The sequence below is a fragment of the Lentzea sp. HUAS TT2 genome, from assembly GCF_051853195.1.
Lineage (GTDB): Bacteria > Actinomycetota > Actinomycetes > Mycobacteriales > Pseudonocardiaceae > Lentzea.
The window spans coordinates 7,493,122-7,514,806 of the sequence record NZ_CP196667.1 but is presented as its reverse complement, the minus strand read 5'-3'; the positions used below and the strand labels follow the sequence as shown (position 1 = coordinate 7,514,806).

Here is a 21,685-nt window from a genome sequence, read left to right as displayed (position 1 = left end):
GGTTATCAGCGAGACGAATTACGGTGCCGACGTGAACCTGGCGAACCTGGACCTCAACCTGCTCGTCCCGCTCGACGTGCTGCTGGCGGAACGGTCCGTCACGCGTGCGGCCGAGCGCCTGGGACTCTCCCAGCCCGCGCTGTCCGGCGCGCTCGCCCGTCTTCGGCGGCACTTCGACGATCCGCTGCTGACCCGCGCCGGCAACTCCTACGAGCTGACCCCGCTGGCCGTGCAGCTGCGCAGGCGAACGGGGCTCGCGCTGGCCGGGGTCGAGCGCGTGTTCGCCAGCGAACCGGACTTCAATCCCGCCACGTCGCGCAGGACGTTCACCGTCCTCGCCTCCGACTACCCGATGGCGGTCCTGGGACCACGGGTCACCGCGCTGATCGCGGAGCAGGCGCCGTCCGTCACCTTGAGGCTGGAACACCACAGCCCCGCGGTGATCGAGGCCGGGGGCGAGGCGATGCGCGGGGTCGACGGAATCCTTCTCCCCCACGGCGTTCTGTTCGACCTTCCGTCGGTCAACCTGTTCACCGACTCGTGGGTCGTCATCGCCGACCGCGAGTGCGAGACCATCGGCGACTCCCTGACCATGGCCGACGCGCAACGCCTGCCCTGGGTCTTCACCTACCACAGCGCTTCCGCGTTCACCGGCGCCGGCAGGCAGCTCCAGCTGATCGGCGCCGCGCCGCGCGTCCAGTGCGTCGTGGAGAGCTTCCTCGCGCTGCCGTACTACGTTCTCGGCACTGAAAGGCTCGCCTTGGTGCAGTTCCAGCTCGCGCGCCATCTCGCCAGGGACGAGAGGCTGCGCGTGCTGGACTGCCCGTGGGACGTGGTGCAGCTCGTGGAGGCGCTGTGGTGGCACCCGACGCACACCCACGACGCCGAGCACGTCTGGCTTCGCACCCTCTTCGCCCAGGCCGGCGCCGAACTGCCACCACGTCGCTGAACTCAGTTCCGGAGGAAGTCCACCACCGCGGCGCGGAAGTCCGGATTGCTGCCCACGATGTTGTGGTCACCCGCCACGAGCACCAGCCGTGCGTTCGGCAAAGCGTCAGCGAGCACCTCGGGGCGCACGGCCAGGGGATCGTCGTCGCCCGCGATGACGAGCGACTCGGCGGTGACACGGGCGAGGTCGACCCCGCCCACGTGCAGGGACCGCGCTTGTGCCGCCAGCGACGGGAAGTCGGCACCCACCATCTCCGCGAACGCACGCATGCCCACCATCTCCGGCGGAAGCGCACTCGGGTCGTCGGCGAGAAATGCCTCCGCGACCACGTCTCCGTCCAGTTCGCGCGTGTCGACACCGCCGACCTCGACGACTCCGGCACCGACGCCTCCGACGACCAGCCGCCGCACCTTCGGTTCCTCGGCGGCGACGAGCAGCGAGATGATCGACCCCATCGAGTAGCCGACGAGGTCCACCGCGGGCACGTCGAGAAGGCCGATCACGGCACGCAGATCCCGGGCCATGCGCGGTTCGCCGTAGCGGCTGGGATCCGGGGACTTCTGCGACAGGCCGTGCCCGCGGGCGTCGACGCCGACGACGGTGCGCCCGGCGGCGGTCAGGGCCTCGACGGTGCCGCGGCTGGCCCATTCCACCATCGTGTCGACCGTGAACCCGTGCTGCAGAACGACGGGGACGGGGTGCGGCTCGACGCCGGGACCAGGTTCCCAGCGGTGGTAGGCGATCTCCGTGCCGTCGTCGACGACGACCGTCGCGGTCCTGGGTGTCGGGGCGGCGGCCAAACCGGCTTCCACCAAGGCTTTGACGTCGGTCAGGGGGTCGGTCATCGCAGGCCTTCCGAAGGTGAGTCCGTGACGGTGGGGATAGGCGGGCGCGGCGCTGTCGAACGGTACGTCCGGACGACGCGCCGCCAGTTCTTCGGCATTACCGCAGATCTCGAACGGCAGGGCACCTGTTGCCGGCACACGGCCGAAAACGACATCGAGCAGCGCGCCGTCGCTGACTCCGAACGACGCGGTCAGCGCGGAGACCGGACCGGCGATCTCCCCGAGCAGCGCGGCGCGGTCCAGCATGACGTCGAGGACGACCGGCACGCGGCCGGCAAGTGTCGCGACGTGCTCCCGGACGTCGTGGCCGAAGCTGAGGCTTCCGGCGTGGAAGAACCTCTCGAACCCCTCGCTGCGGGGCTCGTGGGGTGCGTCGACGCGCAGCAACGCCACATCGGCGCGGACGGGGTCGTCCACGACATCGGCGTACCCGGCCAGCACCTGCGAATCCACGCTCTCGGCGTACACCCGGCAACCTTCGCGCATCGGCAGCACGGCGTCTCGGTTCTCCACGACCACGACGGAACGGCGTTGTGCACCGAGGCGTCGAGGCGTTCCTCGGTGAGCCTGCCGTCACGAACCAGGTCGACCACCAGTTCCGGCGCCACCTCTCCGCCGAGCTGGTCGCAGCCCGCGTCGAGGATTTGCACCACGCGCTCGTGCCCGTCCAGGTGCTCGACGCCCCAAGCCCTGGCCCGCATCGGGGCTCTGAAGACCGTCCGATCCGTGACGAGCGCGAAATCGGTGCACACGAGTCCGCTGAATCCGAGGGTCTCGCGCAGCAGACCGGTGATGATCCGCCGGTTGAAGGCGAAGCCCACCTCGTCGACCGGCCCGCCGTCCAGGCTCGGTCCGGTGGGCACGCCGTAGTAGGGCATGACCTGTACCGGGTACCGCGCCAGCACGTCGGCGAACGGGCGCAGGTGCAGGTCGAACGCACCACCGGGGTACACCTGCTCCTTGCCGTAGTCGAAGTGCGGGTCCTCGCCGTCCTTCTGCGGTCCCCCACCGGGAAAGTGCTTGATCATGGCCGCTACCGGCGGAACGTCCGCGTCCGCCGTGAACCCGTCGAGGAACGCCGCGGCCAGAGCGGTGACGAGCTCCGGGTCCGCGCCGAACGTCTCGATCGTCCGCGCCCAACGCGGTTCGGACGCGACGTCGAGGGTTGGTCCGAGCAGAACGCTGATTCCGGCGGCGGCGAGTTCGTGCCGGACGGTCGCCGCGTACGCGCGGACCAGATCGGGGTCGCGGACCGCGCCCAGCCCCAGCGACAGGGTCACCGGGATGCCGAGACGGGTCCGCGCTGCCAGGTCCTGCACGGCGTCGTGCCAGCGGGCCATGTCGGCAGGGGTGGCGGGCCCCATGACCGTGACGTGGGAGATGCCCGCCGCGATCTGAGCGCGCAACGGCCCCATCGCGGCCGGGTCGTCGTCGGCCAGAACCCTGCCGCCGGGGCCGACTCCCGCCATGCCGTGGAAGAGCTGACCGGCCTTCTCCTCGATGGTCATGCGCCGCAGCAGCGCTTCCACTCGGGCATCGTCGGGGTTGATCACGTGAATCTCCGATCGGACGGGTCAGCGAACGGAGCGGACGAAGACCATCAGCGACGCGCCGACGATCGACACCGCGCCGGCCGCGGCGAACAGCAGGAGGTAGTTCGGTGCTCAGCCAGAACTTCCTCATGACCGCGCGGTTCGCGACGATGCTGCGCGCCATGGGACTCGACCCCGGCAGCGACTGAACTGCGGCTATCGGTCGCGCGGATGTCGATCATTAGCAGGTCGGCCTTCCCCGATACCCGCTGCTCGGCGAATCTGGGCGCGGTCGGCGTGGACCGGAGGTGATCTTCGGGGCGTCACGACCCGATCAGCACCGAACGCGGTGCCAGAGCAGGAAAGTGACCGCTCATGACCGATGCCGCCACCGCGATCGCCGCGGCCGCCCAGCGCTGTTCCAACGTCGGCCGATGGGGCCCCGATGACGTCCTGGGCACCCTCAACCACATCACGGAAGCCGACCGCGTCGCCGCAGCCCGGCTCATCACCCGCGGCCGGGCCTTCTCCCTGTCGCTGCCGTACTCCGCGGACGGCCCCCAGCGGGGCTGGCGCCGCCGCACCAACCCGGTGCACACCATGCTCGACACCGGACTGGACGCGGAACACGGAAACCAGGGATTCCCCCACGGCATCGGCGGTGCCGACGACGTCATCGCGATGCCGCTGCAGTGCTCCACCCACTGGGACGGCCTCGGCCACATCTTCGACCACGGCCGAGCGTGGAACGGGCGCCGCGCAGGCGAAGTCGTCACCAGCGAAGGCGACGCTTTCACCGGGATCGAGACCGTTCGCGGCCTCATCACCGGCCGCGGGGTTCTCCTCGATGTCGGCCGCGTTGTGGGCGACGGCGAGCTACCGGACGGATTCGCCATCACCGAACAACACCTGCTCGACACCGCCGACGCCCAGGGCGTCGAAGTGAAGCGCGGTGACCTGGTGTGCGTGCGGACCGGGCGCCTCACGCGCGCTCGCAGCGAGGGGTGGGGCGAGTACGCGGGCGGTCCGTCACCCGGGCTGTCCTTCAGCACGCTGGACTGGCTGCACCGCACCGAGATCGCGGGAGTCGCCACCGACACCTGGGGTTGCGAGGTACGCCCCAACGAGTTCGACGACGCGTTCCAGCCCCTGCACCAGGTCGCGATCCCCCACATAGGACTCTTCCTCGGCGAGATGTGGGACCTGGACGAACTCGCCGAGGACTGCGCCGCCGACGGCGTCTGCACCTTCTGGCTCACCGCCGCTCCGATCCCGGTCACCGGCGCTGTCGGAGCGCCGGTCAACCCCGTCGCCGTCAAGTGATCGTCGCCGTGGAGGCGTTGTAGATGAAAGGTCTGCGCAGCAAGGCAACCGGCGCGTGCATCGCCTTCGCTGCCCTTGCGGCGAGCGTCACCGCGTCGTCGGCAGACCCTCGGAACGGGCCCGGTGGAGAGTCCACCGAGCCCGTCATCACCTCGGTCGCCCCGGGGATCTCTGCTCGGCTACCGTGACGACGCCGTCTACACGTTCAAGGGAGTTCCTTACGCGGCTTCCGAACGGTTCGGTCTGCCGACCACTCCCCCGGTGTGGAGTGGCGTGCGCCCGGCACTCCGCAACGAGGCTCGCCGCCCGGTGGTCGTGTGGTTGCACGGAGGTGGGTTCTCCAGTGGTTCGTCGTCCGAACTGCCCTACTACGACGGCCGCAACCTCGCGGACCACGGCAACACGGTCTTCGTCAGCGTCGACCACCGGCTCAACGTGCCGGGGTACATGGACCTCTCCGCCCACGGCGAGGCATACCGCGACTCCGAGAACCACCGTCGCAGGGCAGTCAGGCGGTGCCGCCAAGGTGCTGACCCTCATGGGCATGCCTTCCGCGAAAGGGCTCTTCCACAAGGCCGTCGTCGCCAGCGGACAGGCAGCCTGCCGTTCCCAGAGCGACGTGCGGGCTCAGACTGCCGCGGTGTTCGGGGAACTCGGTGTCACCGCTGTCGAGCAGCTCAAGCAGGTACCGCACCGGACGCTGCTCGCGGCCTCCGGCAGGCGAGGTTCTCCGCGAGCCCGGTGATCGACGGCGCCCTCTACCCCGAGCGCACCGTCACAGCGGACGGCAAGATCTCCGCACTCTCGCGGCAAGTCCCGCTCATGGTCAGCAACACGTTCGCCGAGTTCTCCACCAATGCAGGTGCGGCGAGCCCGCTCCAGGACGCCTACCGGTTGCAGACTTACGAGGCGCGAGTCCTTCAACTGCTCAACGAGCGGTACAAGGCGTCCACGCCGGCGGTCCTGCGAACCGACTTCCCACGGCTCGTGCCAAAGCAGGCCTGGGCGCGGCGCCTGTCCGTGCGTGCGGCCGTCTACGCCTGGACGCTTCCGGTCTTCGGCGGCGTCACCGCCTACCACACTGGTGGAGACCTCCCGTTCGTGCTCGACAACGTCGACACGGTGCGCAGCCTCGTGGCGGGCAAGCGTCACGAGGCCGACAAGCTCGCCGCCGAGGCCTCGGGTGCGCTGATCCGGTTTGCTGCCACGGGTGACCCCGGTGAGAGTGGCAGGCTCGACTGGCCTGCCTACGACAGCGCCACCGGTTGGACGATGGTCTTCGACGCCAGGAGTTCAGCTCGCAGGAAGCACGACGAGCGCTTGTTCGAGCTGATCTCCCGAGCACGCTGAGCAGCCTCGGCGTGCGGACGTGGTGATCTCCGCCAGGCCGTCCGGTCACTTCCGGGCGGCCTGGCGGCGACGGCCTGTTTCTCAGAGGTAAACGCTCTGCAGCTGCTGGTATGCGGCCAGTCCCGCGGGCCCGAGTTCGCGGCCGATACCGCTGCCCTTCACACCGCCGAACGGTGCGGCCGGATCGGGCACGTACCGGTTGACGCCGATCGTGCCGGCGTGGACACGCCTGGCTAGTGCCGCTCCACGGTCCGGGTCCGAGGTCCACGCGGTGCCGCCGAGACCGAAGTCGGAGTCGTTGGCGATGCGGACCGCGTCGGCCTCGTCAACCGGCAGCTACGAGTGTCCACCGCGGACAACGGTTGGACTGGCAGTTCAACCGTCGACATGAGAGAAGGTTGGAGCTTGACGGAGCACTTTCCGTCACACGAACGAGACAGAGACACGGAGCACCACCGTGCCATCCGGCTCTACTTGGTGTTCGACCCTGCATCGAGCAGCGCTGTCCACAAGCGCAGAATTGAAATCGCCGGGAGCAACTCCGGTGTAGCGCAGCTCGACGCAGACCCCGCAGTTCTCATCGGAACCAAGGCCGCTGACGCCAAGAAGAACTGATCGCGTGCTGCCGTACCTGTTCGCTATCGCGACGGTCTCGTGAATCCAGCTTTCCACAATTCCGGCAGAACCGAGAACTGAGGCGGACAACGCCTCCGCATCGATCTTCGCGTTACCGACGAGCTGATGTCGCCTGGTCGCACTGGCGAAACTGGACAAGAACCGACGGCGCAGCATCTCGCCGAGTTCCGCGTCGGCAACCTTGTCTCCGGCGGACTCCCTGGCGGCGACGATCAGGTCATCAAGATCGCGGATGGCGGCGTCCAGCGACGTTGCCGCGGGGCCGGCGGCACGGACACGCAACGAAGAAAGCGCAGCCGTCACACCGAACAGGCGACCTGCGACTCGCGTGTACAGCTCCGAGGCCATCTTCCAGCGCTCGTCATGCATGAACCCGGTGGCCACGAGCCGCTGGACAGCCAAACCCCACCCCAGGTGGCGGGCGAAGGCGTCCACCACGTCGGCTTCGTTGCTGGTGAAGTTCGGCTCGCCTTGCCGACGCCCGATCATGACGACGCCTTGAAGACAGCCGTTCCCGTACGCCGGAGCGACGACCGTCGGCCCGATCTCGGCAGATCGAGCAGCCTGTTCGGTACGTCGATCCAACACGACATCGTCGATCACCACAGCGCGGCCCGACTTGGCGGCCAGCGCGGACACCGAGCCCTCCCACGGCAGCAGCCGCCCTTCCCAGTCGGCGAAACCACCTGCGGTCACTGCGATACGCAGCCAGTCCGACTCCTCCGATGGCACAGTCAGAGCCGCGGAGTCCGCCCACACACACCGCCGCAGACACTCCACAAGCGAGCGGATCAGTTCATCCGCATCCTCAAGCGGACGCGCGCAAGCGAGAACCGCCCCCAGTTCGGTGCGCCAGTCCTCGACATGGGTGGCACCTCCAGAGGAGCCAGACAGAGGAATGTCCTCCTTCATAGGGGTACCCACTTCCTTGCCCGTTCACCATTCGAAGAACCAGACAACGCAGTCCGAACGGGTTGATAGTAGCTTTCCTTCGGCTTCGAACAGTCGACCGCACCCCACACCTACGAGGAATTACACAAAACGGACGAACAACCGCTGGATGCGGAGCCTTCAGGCGAGCTAAGAACCAGACCACGTCTCATTCAGCACAACTGCTCAACCACTCTCCGTCATCACCAGCCGCAGCCGACAATGGATCTTCGCCTTGAGAAGACGTCAGATTCTCTGTCGCGTGGCAACATTCAGCTTGCCTGCGAACCACGTTCACACCGCAGCCCCTCGATGGGGATTAGATCGCGCGAGAACAGTCGTAGACCGAAGGGTGCGGCACAAGCCGTGGAGCACGCGCGCCCAAGATGCAGTTTCCGAAAGAAGGCGTGGATTCTGCCTTCCGGTCCCAGATGACTACGCACATGCGCCATGTGCATTACCGGCTGTTACTTCCAAGTTGCTGGACGCACCTCAGGGCCAACCACGGGAGAGACCCACGAGCCTCGCACGGGCCGCAACCCGCGAACCCCTGCTCGACATGGCCATCCACAAGCGCTGCCGGTTGGCCGCAATGACTGACGCCTTCCGGCGGGGCAGGTCACAGGACTCCACGGCCGATTCCCGAGCATCGACGGCGACTGGTTCGGGGTCGTCAACCACGGGATCAGCTATGCCGATGTCCGCCGCGCCAAGGTGGACCTGCTGCGCAGCGTGACTGCCCCAGCCGTGTTGAAACTCGTCCGTCCCCGGCCGGACCCTAACTGGTTGCAGCGTCGAACCACTTGGTTGTACGGTCGAACCATGCAGGGTGAGGACGTAGACGCGGCGCAGGAGGCCTTGATGCGGTTCGTCCGCAACTTCGGTCTTCATCAGCCCGACCGGACTCCGTGCGGGCAGTCGCTGCCGGTATCGGAAGCGCACGCCATGGTGGAAGTCGCCAGGGAGGGGCAGATCCGTCAGGTGGAGCTCGCTCGCCGGTTGCGGTTGGAGAAGAGCACCGTCAGCCGCCTGGTCACCAACCTGGTCGGTCGGGGTTGGGTGCGCAGGGAAGCGGCCGACGACGACGGCCGCGGCGTTCTGCTGGTGCTCACCGACGCAGGTGCCACCGCAGCCGCCGGACAGGCAGACGCCCGCCGGAATCGGTTGACCGCCCTGCTCGATCGCGTACCAGACGACCAACGCGGCGCCGTTGTGCACGCGCTGCAGATACTTGCGGAGGCCACCGTTGAACCGTCCTGAACACCATCGGGTGCGTCTTGCCCTGCTCCTAGTGGCCGCAGCCGCCATCGGTGTGCTGAGCAGCGGCTGCGGTGGCAACCCGTCGGCGCCGGCACCGAAGACCTCCGACCGGCAGGCCGAGGTCGCCGAGCGGGGTACATCCGTCATGCCGTTCGACCTGGAACGCACCACCCACCGGTTCACCAAGACCGACACCGGCGGGGTGCAGACCGTGGTCGCCGACGACCCGCAGGACACCACCCAGGTCACGCTCATCCAGGAGCACCTGACCGCGGAGGTGGACCGCTTCCGGCGCGGCGACTTCACCGATCCCGGCCGCATTCACGGCAACGACATGCCCGGTCTGGAGGCGCTTCGTTCCCACGGCGGGGGAATCACCATCGCCTATGAAGCCACCCCTGACGGAGCGCGCGCCACCTACACCGCCGGCGACGCCGGACTCCGCAATGCCCTGCACACCTGGTTCGACGCCCAAGTCAGCGACCACGGCCAGCACGCCACCCGCTGATACGGCAGCGTTGGTTCGACGCGAAGGCGTCCTGCCGCGCGGATCCCGACGAGCAGGCCTCCACCGTCACATCGATCAGCGCGGCCGCGTTCAGCGAACCACCAGGTGATGTCCAGGACCGGCCGGTTGCGCCCGCATCCAGCCCGAGGGCGTGCAGCCGTCACGTCACGTGCTCCCACGGAGCGACGTTGTCAGACGTTGGCCGACTGACGTTCAGCGGCTTGTACCACCGAACGACGGCCGCGCAGCGCTGCGCCCGCGATGAGCACTCCCGCTACGGCGACGCCGGCGGCACCGATGAACGCGGCGGACACGCCGCTGGTCAGGGCGTCAGCGTCACCGAGCTGGCCGGAGCAGCAGCAGGCGACGAGCACTCCCGTGCGCGGCCGGCGGAGGACCTGCGATCGTTCCTCGCCGGAAAGGCTTGGAACTCCCGACAGAACGATCGTCGTCGGCCGGTTCAGGCCGTTCGAACTCCGGCGGTCGCCATCGCGGGGAGCTGCCACTCGCCGCCGCGGTCGCTCCTGGCGAAGCGGGCCGCGATCTCGGGAACGCGCAGGGCGCCCAGAACACGGCTCATCGTGAGCAACGCGTAGATGCCGAGGCGCCCCTCGGGGAATCCGGCTCGCAGGATCTTCGGGTTCACCTCGTCCTGCACGTGCTCAGCGAACGGGCGGAGCGTGTCCTCGTAGTCCTGCAGAGCGGTGCTGATGTCGCCGGGATGCGAGGCGAGCGAGTTCGCGAGCACGTACGCGCCCACGAGCGCAAGGGAGGTTCCCATGCCGGAGTAGGGCGACGGGCAGTAGCCGGCGTCTCCCAGCAGGACGAGTCGGCCACAGGACCATCGGTCTGCCCTCACCTGCACGACCTGCTGGGAATAGAAGAACTCCGTGGTGCGCAGCCCGTCGAGAAAGCGGTCTGTCTGCCAGCCGGCATCCCGGTAGCGGCCGGCCCAAAAACGCTTCTGCTCCTCGACGCTCTGGCGGTGGATCGCGGTCGCCTCCTCCGAGTCGTCCCACATCGAGAAGTACACCTGCGTGTCGGTGGCGTTGTGGCTCCGACGCATGATCATCCGGCCGTCGCCGGCGAGGTAGCTGTCGCGGAGGTCATCGTCTCCTGCGGTCCTTGGAACGAACCAGTACGCCATGTGGATCCCGATCGGCCTGTACAGCTCCGGGGAGTCGTCGCCGACTACGAGGGCACGCGTCCGTGACCCTTGACCGTCCGCACCGATGACGAGGTCGAAACTCTCGACGCTGCCGTCGGAGAACGTGACGACGGCAGCGACTTCGTTCTGGTCGATGCGGGTCGCCGTCATCCCGTAGCGGTGGTCGACACCGTCGCCGACCGCTTCGTGCAGTAATCGGACCAGGTCGCCGCGCATGAGCTCGTACTCCGACGTCAGGGTCTGGGCTCCCTTGCCGGAGGTGTTGGCCATGACCTTGCCCCACCGGACGCCCTTGTGGTCGACGAACGCCACGCCGAGCTCGGCGACCCTGATGTCACGAACGGCCTGCAGGAGCCCCATCCGCTCGATCACCTCGATGCCCTGGCCGCGCAGATCGATCTGCGCGCCCGCAGCGCGCAGATCGGGGTACCGCTCGATGACGACGACCTCGTGACCGGCCCGTTTCAGCCACCAGGCCGCGGCCGTGCCGGCGACACCGCCTCCGATGACCAGCACGCGCATGCGGCCGTCGTTGCTTCCCTTGTCCATCTCCACACTCCCTATCAGTGAAAGGCAACTCGATGCTTGCCTATCACTGATAGGCTGTCAAGGTGTCGAAGTTGAACCGCTCCACCGTGGTCACCGTTGCGCTCGAGGTGCTCGACGAGGTCGGCCTCGACGCCGTGTCGACACGGCGCATCGCGCAACGCCTCGGCGTGGAGCAGCCGTCCCTCTACTGGCACTTCCCGAACAAGTCCGAACTGCTCACAGCAATGGCCGAGGCGGCATTGCACGATCACGTGTCACGACCGTTGCCCGAAGAGGGAGCAGAGTGGCGGACGTGGTTCGCGGAGAACTTCCGGAGCCTGCGGATGGCACTCCTGGCGCATCGCGACGGCGCCCGCCTGCACTCCGGGACGGTGCCGCGAGCCGAGTCGCTGGCCCGGATCCTGGTCAAGATGGACTTCCTCTACTCCTCTGGCATTCCGGAACGCGCCGCACAGATCGCGATGCTCGCTGCCGGCCGTTTCACGCTCGGCAGCGTTCTGGAGGAGCAAAGCGACGACGGGCGGCACGTGACCGAAGCAGGAGCCGCGGACAAGCAGATTCCCCCGTTCAGCCACGAGGAGGCGTTCGAGGAAGGCCTCGCGATGCTCATCGCAGGCATCCCCACCCAGAGCCCTCGGGGGCAGTCTGCGTGAGGTTTCGCGGGGACCACCGGGAGAAGTTCTCGGCGGTCGGCTCTCCGCGTCTTCGAAGATCAGGAAGGTCTTGGTCGCAGGACTCCGGGAATGGTCTGCAGCTGCTCCAGGACGACGTGGCGCAACGTGTTGTCGCTACGATCAGCCCACTCCAACCACGGACGTCCATGGGTACGGCGCAACACCGCGACCTCATGCCGCAACTCGACATCCTTGGCCGCCGAAGACCGGCCGAGCAAAACCAGCCAGCCAGCCGAACAATGATGAGGCACAGCAGTCGCAGCGCCACGCCCACGATCATGCCTGCAGGACGACACAACCTGATCACCGCAGCTCAGCGTGTGAGTGCAAGGTTCTGGCACCCCACACCGTCCACAGCGGACCCACGATCGGATGAGCGCAAACACCGCCTGCGCCCACGAGCACCTTCGCGGCCGCGGGTTGCATGTGATCCGCCGCTGTTCACTCTTCGACTGTGGTCCTGCCGGCCGGAAGCGGGAGGTGTCCGTCCACATCAGACAAAGGGCCTCCGACAGCCTGTCGGAAGCGGGGAATGGCACCGCGAGCTCCGCTCACCCCGACGACGTCACCCGCATCCGCCCTCGGTTGCTCGCGCAGTTGAACGGCGACGGTGCGTGGCGGGCTGTGCGTTCAGATCGTGCGAGTCCAACTTGGTGCGCGAACTTGCCGGGTCTCACGGTGCTCGGCGAGTCGGACGACATCGACGCGCACCTCGCTTGACTACGGCGATATCGTGGGTACCACTTGAGGACGCAAGCGGAGACGAGCGTTGTCAGGAACGGCTGGGGGGCCACGACTTTGACTCGACTGCTGGTAACGCGCCACGGGGCCACGACGTGGAACCGGACGGGCAAGCTTCAGGGGCGGATCGACGTTCCGCTCTCCGATCTCGGGCACGCACAGGCGAAGGCGCTCGCCGCGCGTCTCGCGGTCACCGAGTTCGCTCACGTGTACCGCAGTGACACGGTGCGTGCCGAGGAGACCGCGCGAATCCTCGCCGGCGGCAGGCGGACACCGGTGACCACAATGGATGGTCTGACCGAGATGGACCTCGGTGGCTGGCAGGGTCTCACGTTCACCGAGGTCGCCGAACGCTGGCCGGAGTCTCACGACGCGTTCTGGCACGATCCCGGCGCCTACCGGTCGCCGGTGGGTGGTGAGAGTTTCGCCGAGCTGCGGCGCAGAACGGCCGAGGCGATGGCGCGCATCGTGGACCACCAGCCGTCCGCCACCGTGCTGGTCGTGACGCACAGCTTGGTGATCAAGGCGATGTGGCTGATCGTGAACGACCGCCCGCTGTCGGACTTCTGGGTCACCGAGGAGTTCGGGCCCGCGGGCCTGACGGTGTTCGACACCGACGGGCACGGCTTCACCACCACGTTGTTCAACGACACCAGTCATCTCGATCTCGCCGTGTGACAGCGCAATCCTGGGGAGAACGCACATGTACGTCCATCGGTCGGAGCAGGATGTGCCGAGCATCGCGGCGGCGGTGGCCGCCGGGCCGTTGTCCGGGCTCGCCGACGTGGTCGCCGAGTACGAACGCGCGGTCGTCGAGAGGTTCGGCGCCGCGGAGGCGGTAGCGGTCAGCAGCGGAACGGCGGCGTTGCACGCCGCGTTGCACGTCGCGAAGGTCCGCACCGGCCGCACCGAGGTCCTGGTTCCCGCGATGGCGCCGCTGCCGACGTTGCTGCCCGTGCTGGCCGCGGGACTCGAACCGCACTTCGTCGACGTGGCGCCCGATCGGCTGGAGTTCGACGGTGCCGACCTCACCCGTGCGCTGGAGCGCCGTCCCGCGGCCGTGCTCACGGTGTCGCTGTGGGGTTATCCGTTCGACGTGCGGCCGCACTTGGACATGATCCGCTCCGGCGGCGGGACGTACCTCGTGGAGGACGCGGCCCAGGCGCACGGCACGACGCTGGGCGGGGTACAGATCGGGTCCGCCGCGGATCTGTCGTGCTTCTCCACGCACGACCGCAAGACGCTGGCCACTGGCGAGGGCGGCTTCGTGCTGGGGCGTGATCCCGGGCTGCTCGACGAGGTGCGGCGGTTCTGCCGGCTCGGGGCGCTGTCCGGGACGCACGCCGGGCTCAACTACAAGCTGAACGGGCTCGCCGCCGCTCTCGGGCTGGCGAGGATCGGCGACGTGGACACGATCATCAGCAGGCGCAACGAGAACGCGCGGGTGGTGCTCGGGTCGCTGCGGCCGGAGTGGGGTCTGCGCGAGCTCGGCCATCCGAGCGACGCCGCGCCCAATCACTACTCGCTGGTGCTCACCACCTCGGACGGCGGCCGCGAGTTCGCGCAACGGCTCGCTGCCCTGGGCGTGGAGACCGATCCGATCCGGTGGCGGTACCGGGTGAGCTACCGCCACGACCTCTTCACGCGCTGGGCCAGGCCCTGTCCCGGTGCGGAACACCTGGTGGACAACGCCCATCAGCTGGAGGTGGACCCGAATCTCGGCGTGGACGAGCTGGCCGCGACCGTGGCGGCGCTGGGAGCAGCCAGCAACCGGTGAACCTCGCGCACCACGTGGTCGACGGCCCGACCCTCGCGGAACGGCAGCCCACCCGGTAGTGCTGCCGTCCGCACCGTCGTGCCGCTGAGCACGGCGGCGGTCGCGGACGCCTTCTCGTCCTGCTCGCCGTACACGAGCACGGCGGGTGCCGGACCCTCTTCGGCATCGGTGCGCGGCCGGATTCCCTCTCGTTCCCGGAAGAACTGGTCGGGCAGGTGCCACTTTCCGCGCTTGGTGGCGAAGCTGCGCCCGACGACGTACCGCACGTCCTGCAGCAGGTCCGCGTCGACGAGCACCATGCCGGCGCAGCCGGGTACCAGCGGCGCCGCCTGCGTCACCGGTACCGCGCCGATTCCGTGCCCCACCAGCACGACGGGCAGCTGACCGATCTGGTCGAGCGCCCACTGGGTCATCGCCACGACCTCGTTGGTCATGCCGGACCACGTGCAGTCCCGCAGCCGGCCGGAGGAGTCGCCGGCGCCTTCGGCGTCGAACCTCAGGCAGGTCACCCCGCTCTCCGCCAGCGCCGCGCCCAGCAGAGCGCCGGTGCGCACCGGGCCGCTGCGTTCGGAGAGCAGGTCGTGGACGTCCACGACGAGAGCGGACGCGGTCGCCGCGACGTCCAGCACGGCCACCCGCCAGCCTCCGTCGTGCGGCACGACGTGGTGTCGGCGATCGGTCACAGGGCCACCTCGATGCTCCGCAGCGCGAGCCGGAAGACCTCCTGCTCGGCCTGACCACCGTCCAGCCGCACGTGCGGGCGGCCGGTGAACCAGTCCGCCAGCCCGGTGCGGAAGTGGCGCAGGAACTCGTGCCCGGTCCCCGCACCGGCGTCGCCTCGTGCGTCGATCCGGCGCTGCGCCAGCTCCGGATCGCAGTCCACCAGGAACGCGACGTCCGGATCGGGCAGCGTCGCGAGAACCGGCGCGTGCGGACCGACGTCGACGCCGAACCACGTCTGGCTCACCACGTGGTCGGCCACCCACCTGTCGCAGATCACGACCTCTCCCGCGGCGAGCGCGGGCCGGATGATCTCGGTGGCGTTCACCGCCAGGGTCCAGCTGATGTACGCGGCGACGAACTCCTCCCTGCCGGTGATCCACTCGTCCGCGTGCACCTGCGACGGTGGTTTCATCGACGCGACGGCGCCGATGAAACCCGGATCCCTCCGCATGGGACGCACCACTCGCACGGAACGCCCGGCGGCCGTGACGGCGTCGTGCAGGCGGCGTGCGACCGTGCTCTTGCCGGAACCGTCGATACCGGACAGCGTGATGAGAACTCCGGTCATGAGGCGGCCCTCATCCGCGCGTAGGCGAGGTGGTAGGCCAGACCGGCGTAGCCGAACGGCGTTTCGAAGTGCGTGCAGCGGAAGTAGTCGCGCTCCGTCCGCGTCGGCCATTCCTCGTGCAGGAAACCGGGGTTGGCGGCGGCGACCGAGCCGAACAGGTCCGCGGCGTCGGCCCATCGTCGCTGACTCTGCGCGACGAGGCCGCGGTTGATGTCGATGTGCTGCAGGCGGGGTTCCGCGGCACGCGCGGCGACGAAGTGCTCGTCCGCCTCCTCCGGGCGGCCCGTCGCGAGCAGTTGAACGCCCACCATGTTGAGCAGCGCGGGGTCGCCGGGTGCCAGTTCGAGACCGGTCCGATAACAGTCCAACGCACGTTGCGCGGTGTCCGTCGCGCGAACGACGTGGCCGTGGAACAGGTGGATCACCGGATGGTCCGGCAGAGCTAGCAACGCCTGCTGAGCGGCGGTGATCGCCTCGTCCATCCTGCCCAAGGTGCGCAGGATGAGGCCGCTGAAGGCGTGGAACCACGGATCGTCCGGGGACTGCCGCAACCCTTCGTCCATCAGCGCGAGGTACCGGACCGCCTTGCTCTCACGGCTCTCGACGTCACGGCACTGTCCGAAGTGGTTGAGCACGACCGGCGCCGGGGCGATGCGGCCTCCTTCGCGCTCCACCGCCGCCGTCACGCTCTCGTTGACCGGCCGCTCGTAGCGCACGCCCGCGCGGTTGCGGAAGACCTTGAGTTCCCGGCTGGAGTAGAAGCCGCCGGTGCCGAAGAAGTTGTACCGCAGCAACGTGAGACCGAGTACGTCGGCCGGCGTCTCCCGCAGGACGCCGCGCAGTGCCTCCGCCTCTCCTGCGGGGAACTGCTCGTCCGCGTCGAGGAACACGATCCAGTCGCCTTGCGCGTGCTCCAGAGCGGCGTTGCGCGCCGCGGCGAAGTCACCCGCGAACGGAACCTTGTCGACCACGTCGGCGAGCTCGGTGGCGATCTCGAGCGTCCGGTCCGTCGAACCGGTGTCGACGATGACCACCTGGTCCGCGAGCCCCCGTGCACTGATGACGCACTCGCGCAGGAACCGCTCTTCGTCCTTGACGATCAAGCAGAGACTGGTGGTCACCGCGTTCCTCCCACTGCCACAGCGGACCCCGTCACCGTGCGCACGAACTCGATCGAGCCGATCGCGAGCCCCGCGCGCGCCTCACGCGTCTCGATCAGGTGCCCGCATCCTTCGATCCTCACCACGTCCACCCCCAGTTGTCGCAGGCCGGGCACGTTCGCCACGACCTCCCCGTCCTGATCCCCGTAGATGAGCCGCACCGGAACGGCCAACGCGGCCACGACCGGACGAACCGGCCAGTTCTCCCTGTCCGCCAGCAGCTTTCGTCCCAGGTGGAACTCACCCGCGCGCATGGCGAACGCGGTCACCGGCGGATCTCCCACGCCGTCGAGCAGGTCCGACGACAGCAGGAGCAGCCCGGTGAGTCCCGGCAGCCCGGCACTCGCCGCCGTCGCCACCACCCCTCCGGTGCTGATGCCCGCCGCGATCGCGGGCACACCACGCACCCGCTCGCGCGCCCAGTCCCACACGGACTCGAAGTCCTCGACCATCCCGGTGAACGTGGTGGCCGCGAACCGGCCGCTGGAATCACCGGAGCCGCGGAAGTCGAACCGCACCACGGCGATGCCCGCAGCCGCCAGGTCCGCCGCCCAGCGCGCCAGGAGGTCGGCCGGACCCGACTTGTCGCCGGTGAGACCATGTGCGCAGAGCACGAGTGCCGCCGGTGGACCGTCGGGAAGGTCCAGGACGACCGCGAGTGACGACACGACGTGCTGCGTCCTCGTCATGGCCGGACCTCCTTGCGCGCCAGCAGCTCCCGCGCGACGGTCGTCGCGGATTCGGTCAGGTCCGCGGTGCCGTCGACGACGATCTCGCCGTCGCCCAGCAGATGCCGGTACTCGGCCGCCGCGTACGCGAGGAACTCCGGATCCGTGCCGAACCTCCCCGCCCCCGACGCACGGGCCCGTTCCAGTGCGACCGGGGTCGACGTGCGCAGCCAGATCTGCACGTCCGGTGTGGGCAACCGGTCCAGCACGGGTTCGAGCGTGGAGAAGGACCCGCCGAAGAACGCCTGGTTGATCTGGTGGTCGACGAGCCAGCGGTCGGCCACGACCCACTCGCCCGCCGCGAGTGCCGGTTTGATCTGCTTCTCCGCGCTTCTGACCAGCCGCAGGGTCAGGTAGTCGAGCAACCAGCGCTCCCTCTCCACCCACGTCTGCCGGTCCGGCGAGGGCAGGCCGCTGAACCTCCGCACGAGCCGCGTGTTCGCCTTCAACGGTTCCACCACGTTCACCCGCACGTCCTCCGCGCGCAGCCGTTCCGCCAGTGCACGCGCGAACGTCGACTTGCCGGCACCGTTCGTGCCGCTCACCGCGATGAACACCGGATCACCCCAGGTGGTCCGCGAGGAGGGACACCAGACCGAACCGGGCGGCCTCCAGCAGGACGAGGGGATCCGACTCCGTCACCACGATCCACGACGGAACGCGCGGTTGCCGGTCCGCGGGCCCCAGCTCGGTGTCCCAGCGCGGCTCGGCCAACCGCTCCCCCAGTTGCCGCACCAGTTCCGCGTCCAGCTCCAGGCCGCCGATGAGCGACGGGTCGGCTCCGAGCCGGGCCCACAGCAGCGCTTCTTCCGCTGGGAGGCCGGTTCTGCCGACGAGCAACCCGTTGTCCGCGGTGGACGCGAGAAGTGCCAGCTCTTCCGGCGTCGGCGGGCTGAGCGCCATGCGCACCACTTCACCGGCGTCGACCGGAAGCAGCGCGGCACTGGCGCCGCGAGCCAGCCAATGCACTGGTACGCCGGGCATTTCGGCACGCACGACGTCCAGCACCGCCGCGCACTGTTCGTCCCAACCGGCCAGTGAAGCACTTCCCGTGCTCTCACCACAGCCCATCAGGTCGAACCGCGCCGTGGCGATGCCGTGCGGCACCAGGCCGCGCGCGAGCTCGGCGAACAGGTAGGCGTTGCCGGTTCTGTTCTCCCCCAACGCGTGCACCACGACCAGCGCGGCACGTGGACTGTCCGGAGTGGACAGAAGGACAGGATTCGCTTCTGGGCCCAAGAATCGTGGAACAGGCGCGATCACGCCGCCGTTCCAGCCGTGCGCCCCCAGCACCTCGGCCATGTCGGCGAGGCTACCGCACGGCGCCGCTTCGTGTTAGCTTCGAAATCCGACGAGGAAGCTGGGGGGCTGCCTGGGGGGCACGCTGTGTTGGGCTTGATCATCGTTGTGCGGCACGGGGAAAGCGAAGGCAACGTCGCGAACGCCGTTGACGCGTCGCGTGTTCCGGACGCGTTCTGGCCACGTCCCGCCGCCACCTGGCGGCTGACCGATCGCGGCATCGAGCAGGCACGCGCACTCGGCGTGTCGCTCGGCGCGACCGGTTTGTTTCCTGTTGACACATATCGCGTTTCACCGATGGCACGTGCGCTGGAAACCGCCGCGCACCTCGACGTTCCCGATGCGCGCTGGCAGATCGAACCCGCTCTCGCCGAACGTGCGTGGGGTGGGGAAATGCGCGCGCTCGACCACGACGGCCGGGCGCGGTTCACGCGACGGGCGGGCGAGGAGCTGCGGGCGGACCGGTGGGGCTGGGCACCGCCCGGCGGCGAGAGCCTGGCCGCCGTGCAGAGCCGGCTGCGCACGTTGCTGCACTGCATCGGTGACGAACATCCTGGGGGGTCCGCGTTGTTGGTGACGCACGGGGAAGTGATCATGGCGTTGCGGGCGCACGTCGAAGGCGTGGCGGCCGCGGAGGGCACACGTGCTCCGGGAACCGGGCTCGCGTACCGGTTCTCCGAAGGTGTCTGGTGGACGGCCGACCTCGGCGGGCATCCACCGCGGTGGACGGTGCCGAAGCCGACGGAGAGCGGCGCGGAGCTGCTCGGCCGAGTTCAGGGACTCCCCCGCCATGTCCGCTGACGGCAGCCGCGGCGTGGTGCTGTTCGGACTGGGTCCGCACGCCCGGCGGATCTACTACCCGGCGCTGGAGGCACGCGCGGCGCGGGACAATCTCCGGCTCGCGCTCCTGGTCGAGCTGGAGTCCCAGAAGGACGTCGTCGAGAGCTACCTCGCCGGACGGTCGCTGCAACCGGAGCAGGTCGTCTATCTGCCCGCAAGCCATCGCGACGGGGCGTCGTTGCCGGTGGAGTTCCTCGCCGCCGCCCAGGAGGCGCTGCGGCGCGGGCTGTGGGGCGCCGTGGTCGCGACCGAACCCAAGTCCCACTTCGTGTACGCCCTCTGGGCCCTGCAGAACGACCTGCACCTGCTGCTGGACAAGCCGGTGACTGCGGTGGACCTGCTGGGCGCCGAACCGGCCGAGGCTTTGCGGCTCGTCGACGACTTCGTCGAGCTCTCCGCACTGGCGCGCCGGACGAACCGCACGGTGCTCGTGCAGACGCAGCGCCGGGCGCATCTCGGTTACGAGCTGGTCCGGGAGTACCTCACGGAGTTCCTCGGCGCGTTCGACGTGCCGATCTCCTATGTCGACCTCTACCACGCAGACGGGATGTGGAACCTGCCTGCGGAGTACTTGTTCCGGGAGAACCACCCGTACAAGTACGGCTACGGCAAGCTGATGCACTCGGGTTATCACTTCATCGACCTGTTCGCCTGGCTGACCGAGCTGAACCAGCAGCTTCCGTCGGCGCCGGACCGCGTGGACATGACGTTCAGGTACGTGCGGCCCGCGGATCAGATGGCCCAGGTCAGCGCAGCCGTGGGACGCAGGTTCTTCGGGCCCTCCGCCGACGACGTGTTCGCCGTCGACCCGAGCGAGGTCGCGGGGTTCGGTGAGGTGGACGCCTTCCTGCTGATGCAGCTGCTGCACGGCGACGACGTCATGACCACCGGATCGGTGAACCTCCTGCAGACGTCGTTCTCGCGGCGGGCGTGGCCTCGGCTGCCCGCCGACACCTACAAGGGCAACGGCCGCGTGCGGCACGAACGCGCGACGATCCAGGTGGGACCGCTGCTCACCGTCCAAGTGCACTCTTACCAGTCGTACGAGGCGACGGAGTGGGGCGGCGACCAAGGCGGCGGCACCGGTTCGTACGAGCACTTCGACATCCACTTCTTCCGCAACAGCGCACTGGTCGGCGGGCGTCCGTTCGACTCCGTCGCGCTCGGCGACTCGACCAGGCACCGGCGGGTGGACCGCACCTACCTGGGGCACAACGAGGCCGCCCGGCTGGAGGTGCTGACCGACTTCTTCGCCGAGGACTCGAGCCGTGCCGGGCTGGCGTCGCACGAGCTGCCGGTGAAGCTGACCGCGGCCAGCTACTACAGCATGCTCGGGCGGCAACGAGGTCCCGGCAGCGTCCAGATCTCCCTCACCCCCGGCGAACAGGACTGGCTGTGGACGGCGCACCGGTGACGCGGCCCCGGTGCGCCGTCGTCACCGGTGCAGGACGAGGTCTCGGCGCCGCGCTCGCCACGGATCTGCTCGATCGCGGCTACCGGGTCTTCGGCCTGGTGCGCAAAGAGGAGCACGCGGTCGCCCTCGCCCGGCAGGGTGGCATCCCTGTGCGGGCGGACGTGACTTCGGACTTGGTCGCGGCCGCGTTGCACGCCGCTCTCGCCGCCGAGACGAGCGTCGATCTGCTGGTCAACAACGCCGCGGTCATCCGGTTCGGCACGGAACTGTCCTCGGTGCGCAGCCGGGACGTCCTGGAGTCGATCGACGTGAACTGCGTCGGTGCTTTGCGCACGGTGCAGGCGTGCCTGCCCTGGTTGCGGCGCTCACCACGAGCGGTCGTGCTGAACGTGTCGAGCCGGCACGGATCCGTGGCGCTGGCCGCCGCCGGTGGCACCACCGGGGTGCCGGTGTCCTACGCCTATCGGGTGTCGAAGGCGGCGCTGAACATGCTTTCGGTGGCGATGCACGAAGAGCTGAAAGAACAAGGCATCGACGTCGTCACGCTCCATCCCGGCCGGTTGCGCGGCGCGAACGCCCCACCGGACGCCGACCTGCGTGCCGACGAGGCGGCGCGGCGGGTGCTCGACGGCGTCGACGCGGGGCTGCTGACCGGCGGCCGGTTCCTGCACCCCGGCGCACGGGGTGTCGCAGAACTCGAGTGGTGACGGG

General features: G+C 68.9%; 24 protein-coding genes and 1 pseudogene. 13 read left to right on the top strand and 12 right to left on the bottom strand.

The features are described 5' to 3' along the window. Positions 1-31 precede the first annotated feature (31 nt). Complete coding sequence (locus ACSHWB_RS35615) at positions 32-949, top strand: LysR family transcriptional regulator (protein ID WP_439657689.1); 918 nt, start codon at positions 32-34, stop codon at positions 947-949. Between the two features lie 2 nt (positions 950-951). On the opposite strand, the gene ACSHWB_RS35610 is transcribed toward ACSHWB_RS35615, so the two are convergent. Next, positions 952-2,061 carry an alpha/beta fold hydrolase gene (locus tag ACSHWB_RS35610; RefSeq protein ID WP_439657688.1) on the bottom strand — a complete coding sequence of 370 codons (1,110 nt, stop codon included), beginning with the start codon at positions 2,059-2,061 and terminating at the stop codon, positions 952-954. Next, the gene (locus ACSHWB_RS35605) at positions 1,986-3,347 is read right to left on the bottom strand and encodes a glycoside hydrolase family 3 protein (RefSeq protein WP_439657687.1); all 1,362 of its coding nucleotides are present in this window, start codon (positions 3,345-3,347) and stop codon (positions 1,986-1,988) included. The genes ACSHWB_RS35610 and ACSHWB_RS35605 overlap by 76 nt, the downstream gene beginning before the upstream one ends. A gap of 354 nt (positions 3,348-3,701) precedes the next feature. Here ACSHWB_RS35605 and ACSHWB_RS35600 point away from each other — a divergent pair, with 354 nt between their 5' ends. From ACSHWB_RS35600 to ACSHWB_RS35585, 4 genes and pseudogenes are all read left to right on the top strand, one after another. Beyond that, on the top strand, positions 3,702-4,649 hold the full coding sequence (locus ACSHWB_RS35600; RefSeq protein WP_439657686.1) for a cyclase family protein: 948 nt from the start codon (positions 3,702-3,704) through the stop codon (positions 4,647-4,649). A 123-nt stretch (positions 4,650-4,772) separates the two neighbouring features. Further along, positions 4,773-5,093 (top strand): annotated as a pseudogene (locus ACSHWB_RS35595) (carboxylesterase family protein); the annotation flags it as partial. Further along, a complete protein-coding gene (locus ACSHWB_RS35590; RefSeq protein WP_439664729.1) occupies positions 4,981-5,394 on the top strand; it encodes a carboxylesterase family protein in 414 nt (137 codons plus the stop codon). The pseudogene ACSHWB_RS35595 and the gene ACSHWB_RS35590, both read left to right, overlap by 113 nt. Beyond that, positions 5,391-5,999, top strand: coding sequence for a hypothetical protein (locus tag ACSHWB_RS35585; RefSeq protein ID WP_439664805.1), 609 nt, complete (start codon positions 5,391-5,393; stop codon positions 5,997-5,999). Before ACSHWB_RS35590 ends, ACSHWB_RS35585 begins: the two co-directional genes overlap by 4 nt. Positions 6,000-6,080: 81 nt before the next feature. Here the strand turns inward: ACSHWB_RS35585 and ACSHWB_RS35580 are convergent, their stop codons facing one another. Both ACSHWB_RS35580 and ACSHWB_RS35575 read right to left on the bottom strand, forming a co-directional pair. Then, the gene (locus ACSHWB_RS35580; protein ID WP_439664728.1) at positions 6,081-6,335 is read right to left on the bottom strand and encodes an aldehyde dehydrogenase family protein; all 255 of its coding nucleotides are present in this window, start codon (positions 6,333-6,335) and stop codon (positions 6,081-6,083) included. Between the two features lie 87 nt (positions 6,336-6,422). Beyond that, the gene (locus ACSHWB_RS35575; RefSeq protein WP_439657685.1) at positions 6,423-7,547 is read right to left on the bottom strand and encodes a hypothetical protein; all 1,125 of its coding nucleotides are present in this window, start codon (positions 7,545-7,547) and stop codon (positions 6,423-6,425) included. An 840-nt stretch (positions 7,548-8,387) separates the two neighbouring features. Here ACSHWB_RS35575 and ACSHWB_RS35570 point away from each other — a divergent pair. Further along, positions 8,388-8,825 carry a MarR family winged helix-turn-helix transcriptional regulator gene (locus ACSHWB_RS35570; protein WP_439657684.1) on the top strand — a complete coding sequence of 146 codons (438 nt, stop codon included), beginning with the start codon at positions 8,388-8,390 and terminating at the stop codon, positions 8,823-8,825. Positions 8,826-8,856: 31 nt separating this feature from the next. Continuing rightward, positions 8,857-9,333 (top strand): hypothetical protein, encoded by a 477-nt coding sequence (locus ACSHWB_RS35565; RefSeq protein WP_439657683.1) that lies wholly within the window; start codon positions 8,857-8,859, stop codon positions 9,331-9,333. A 191-nt stretch (positions 9,334-9,524) separates the two neighbouring features. Here ACSHWB_RS35565 and ACSHWB_RS35560 read toward each other — a convergent pair whose 3' ends face one another. Together ACSHWB_RS35560 and ACSHWB_RS35555 are read right to left on the bottom strand one after the other, a co-directional pair. Continuing rightward, positions 9,525-9,707, bottom strand: coding sequence for a hypothetical protein (locus tag ACSHWB_RS35560; RefSeq protein WP_439657682.1), 183 nt, complete (start codon positions 9,705-9,707; stop codon positions 9,525-9,527). A gap of 86 nt (positions 9,708-9,793) precedes the next feature. Then, positions 9,794-11,050, bottom strand: a complete 1,257-nt coding sequence (locus tag ACSHWB_RS35555) for an FAD-dependent oxidoreductase (protein ID WP_439657681.1) — start codon at positions 11,048-11,050, stop codon at positions 9,794-9,796. A 62-nt stretch (positions 11,051-11,112) separates the two neighbouring features. Between ACSHWB_RS35555 and ACSHWB_RS35550 the strand changes: the two genes are divergently transcribed. The 3 genes from ACSHWB_RS35550 (at position 11,113) to ACSHWB_RS35540 (ending at position 14,242) form a co-directional block, all read left to right on the top strand. Further along, complete coding sequence (locus ACSHWB_RS35550) at positions 11,113-11,703, top strand: TetR/AcrR family transcriptional regulator C-terminal domain-containing protein (protein WP_439657680.1); 591 nt, start codon at positions 11,113-11,115, stop codon at positions 11,701-11,703. Positions 11,704-12,522: 819 nt separating this feature from the next. Further along, a complete protein-coding gene (locus tag ACSHWB_RS35545) occupies positions 12,523-13,143 on the top strand; it encodes a histidine phosphatase family protein (protein WP_439657679.1) in 621 nt (206 codons plus the stop codon). Positions 13,144-13,168: 25 nt separating this feature from the next. Beyond that, on the top strand, positions 13,169-14,242 hold the full coding sequence (locus tag ACSHWB_RS35540; protein WP_439657678.1) for a DegT/DnrJ/EryC1/StrS family aminotransferase: 1,074 nt from the start codon (positions 13,169-13,171) through the stop codon (positions 14,240-14,242). Here the strand turns inward: ACSHWB_RS35540 and ACSHWB_RS35535 are convergent. Genes ACSHWB_RS35535 through ACSHWB_RS35510 form a run of 6 tightly spaced genes read right to left on the bottom strand, consistent with a single transcriptional unit; the run spans position 14,161 to position 18,723 of the window. Then, positions 14,161-14,925, bottom strand: coding sequence for an alpha/beta hydrolase (locus tag ACSHWB_RS35535; protein WP_439657677.1), 765 nt, complete (start codon positions 14,923-14,925; stop codon positions 14,161-14,163). The genes ACSHWB_RS35540 and ACSHWB_RS35535 overlap by 82 nt on opposite strands. Next, positions 14,922-15,533, bottom strand: a complete 612-nt coding sequence (locus tag ACSHWB_RS35530) for a dTMP kinase (protein ID WP_439657676.1) — start codon at positions 15,531-15,533, stop codon at positions 14,922-14,924. The genes ACSHWB_RS35535 and ACSHWB_RS35530 overlap by 4 nt, the downstream gene beginning before the upstream one ends. Then, positions 15,530-16,654: a glycosyltransferase gene (locus ACSHWB_RS35525; RefSeq protein WP_439657675.1), complete on the bottom strand. Its 1,125-nt coding sequence runs from the start codon at positions 16,652-16,654 to the stop codon at positions 15,530-15,532. Before ACSHWB_RS35525 ends, ACSHWB_RS35530 begins: the two co-directional genes overlap by 4 nt. After that, entirely contained in the window at positions 16,651-17,382 is a 732-nt protein-coding gene (locus ACSHWB_RS35520; RefSeq protein WP_439657674.1) for an alpha/beta hydrolase, read from the bottom strand. Before ACSHWB_RS35520 ends, ACSHWB_RS35525 begins: the two co-directional genes overlap by 4 nt. Next, positions 17,379-17,978, bottom strand: coding sequence for a dTMP kinase (locus ACSHWB_RS35515; protein ID WP_439657673.1), 600 nt, complete (start codon positions 17,976-17,978; stop codon positions 17,379-17,381). Before ACSHWB_RS35515 ends, ACSHWB_RS35520 begins: the two co-directional genes overlap by 4 nt. Positions 17,979-17,982: 4 nt before the next feature. Next, positions 17,983-18,723, bottom strand: coding sequence for an alpha/beta hydrolase (locus tag ACSHWB_RS35510; protein WP_439657672.1), 741 nt, complete (start codon positions 18,721-18,723; stop codon positions 17,983-17,985). 93 nt (positions 18,724-18,816) lie between these two features. Here ACSHWB_RS35510 and ACSHWB_RS35505 point away from each other — a divergent pair, with 93 nt between their 5' ends. The 3 genes from ACSHWB_RS35505 to ACSHWB_RS35495 are packed head-to-tail and all read left to right on the top strand — an operon-like array spanning position 18,817 to position 21,681. Further along, positions 18,817-19,521, top strand: coding sequence for a histidine phosphatase family protein (locus ACSHWB_RS35505; protein WP_439657671.1), 705 nt, complete (start codon positions 18,817-18,819; stop codon positions 19,519-19,521). Further along, the gene (locus tag ACSHWB_RS35500; protein ID WP_439657670.1) at positions 19,511-20,974 is read left to right on the top strand and encodes a hypothetical protein; all 1,464 of its coding nucleotides are present in this window, start codon (positions 19,511-19,513) and stop codon (positions 20,972-20,974) included. The genes ACSHWB_RS35505 and ACSHWB_RS35500 overlap by 11 nt, the downstream gene beginning before the upstream one ends. Beyond that, positions 20,956-21,681, top strand: a complete 726-nt coding sequence (locus ACSHWB_RS35495; protein WP_439657669.1) for an SDR family NAD(P)-dependent oxidoreductase — start codon at positions 20,956-20,958, stop codon at positions 21,679-21,681. Before ACSHWB_RS35500 ends, ACSHWB_RS35495 begins: the two co-directional genes overlap by 19 nt. Positions 21,682-21,685: the final 4 nt, after the last annotated feature.

Excerpts from the sequence above, each read along its gene's own strand:
- ACSHWB_RS35530 (WP_439657676.1), bottom strand. The coding sequence starts at position 15,533 with ATGACCGGAGTTCTCATCACGCTGTCCGGTATCGACGGTTCCGGCAAG.
- ACSHWB_RS35570 (WP_439657684.1), top strand. The coding sequence starts at position 8,388 with ATGCAGGGTGAGGACGTAGACGCGGCGCAGGAGGCCTTGATGCGGTTC.
- ACSHWB_RS35600 (WP_439657686.1), top strand. The coding sequence starts at position 3,702 with ATGACCGATGCCGCCACCGCGATCGCCGCGGCCGCCCAGCGCTGTTCC.
- ACSHWB_RS35510 (WP_439657672.1), bottom strand. The coding sequence starts at position 18,723 with ATGGCCGAGGTGCTGGGGGCGCACGGCTGGAACGGCGGCGTGATCGCG.
- ACSHWB_RS35575 (WP_439657685.1), bottom strand. The coding sequence starts at position 7,547 with ATGAAGGAGGACATTCCTCTGTCTGGCTCCTCTGGAGGTGCCACCCAT.
- ACSHWB_RS35520 (WP_439657674.1), bottom strand. The coding sequence starts at position 17,382 with ATGACGAGGACGCAGCACGTCGTGTCGTCACTCGCGGTCGTCCTGGAC.
- ACSHWB_RS35555 (WP_439657681.1), bottom strand. The coding sequence starts at position 11,050 with ATGGACAAGGGAAGCAACGACGGCCGCATGCGCGTGCTGGTCATCGGA.
- ACSHWB_RS35500 (WP_439657670.1), top strand. The coding sequence starts at position 19,511 with ATGTCCGCTGACGGCAGCCGCGGCGTGGTGCTGTTCGGACTGGGTCCG.
- ACSHWB_RS35540 (WP_439657678.1), top strand. The coding sequence starts at position 13,169 with ATGTACGTCCATCGGTCGGAGCAGGATGTGCCGAGCATCGCGGCGGCG.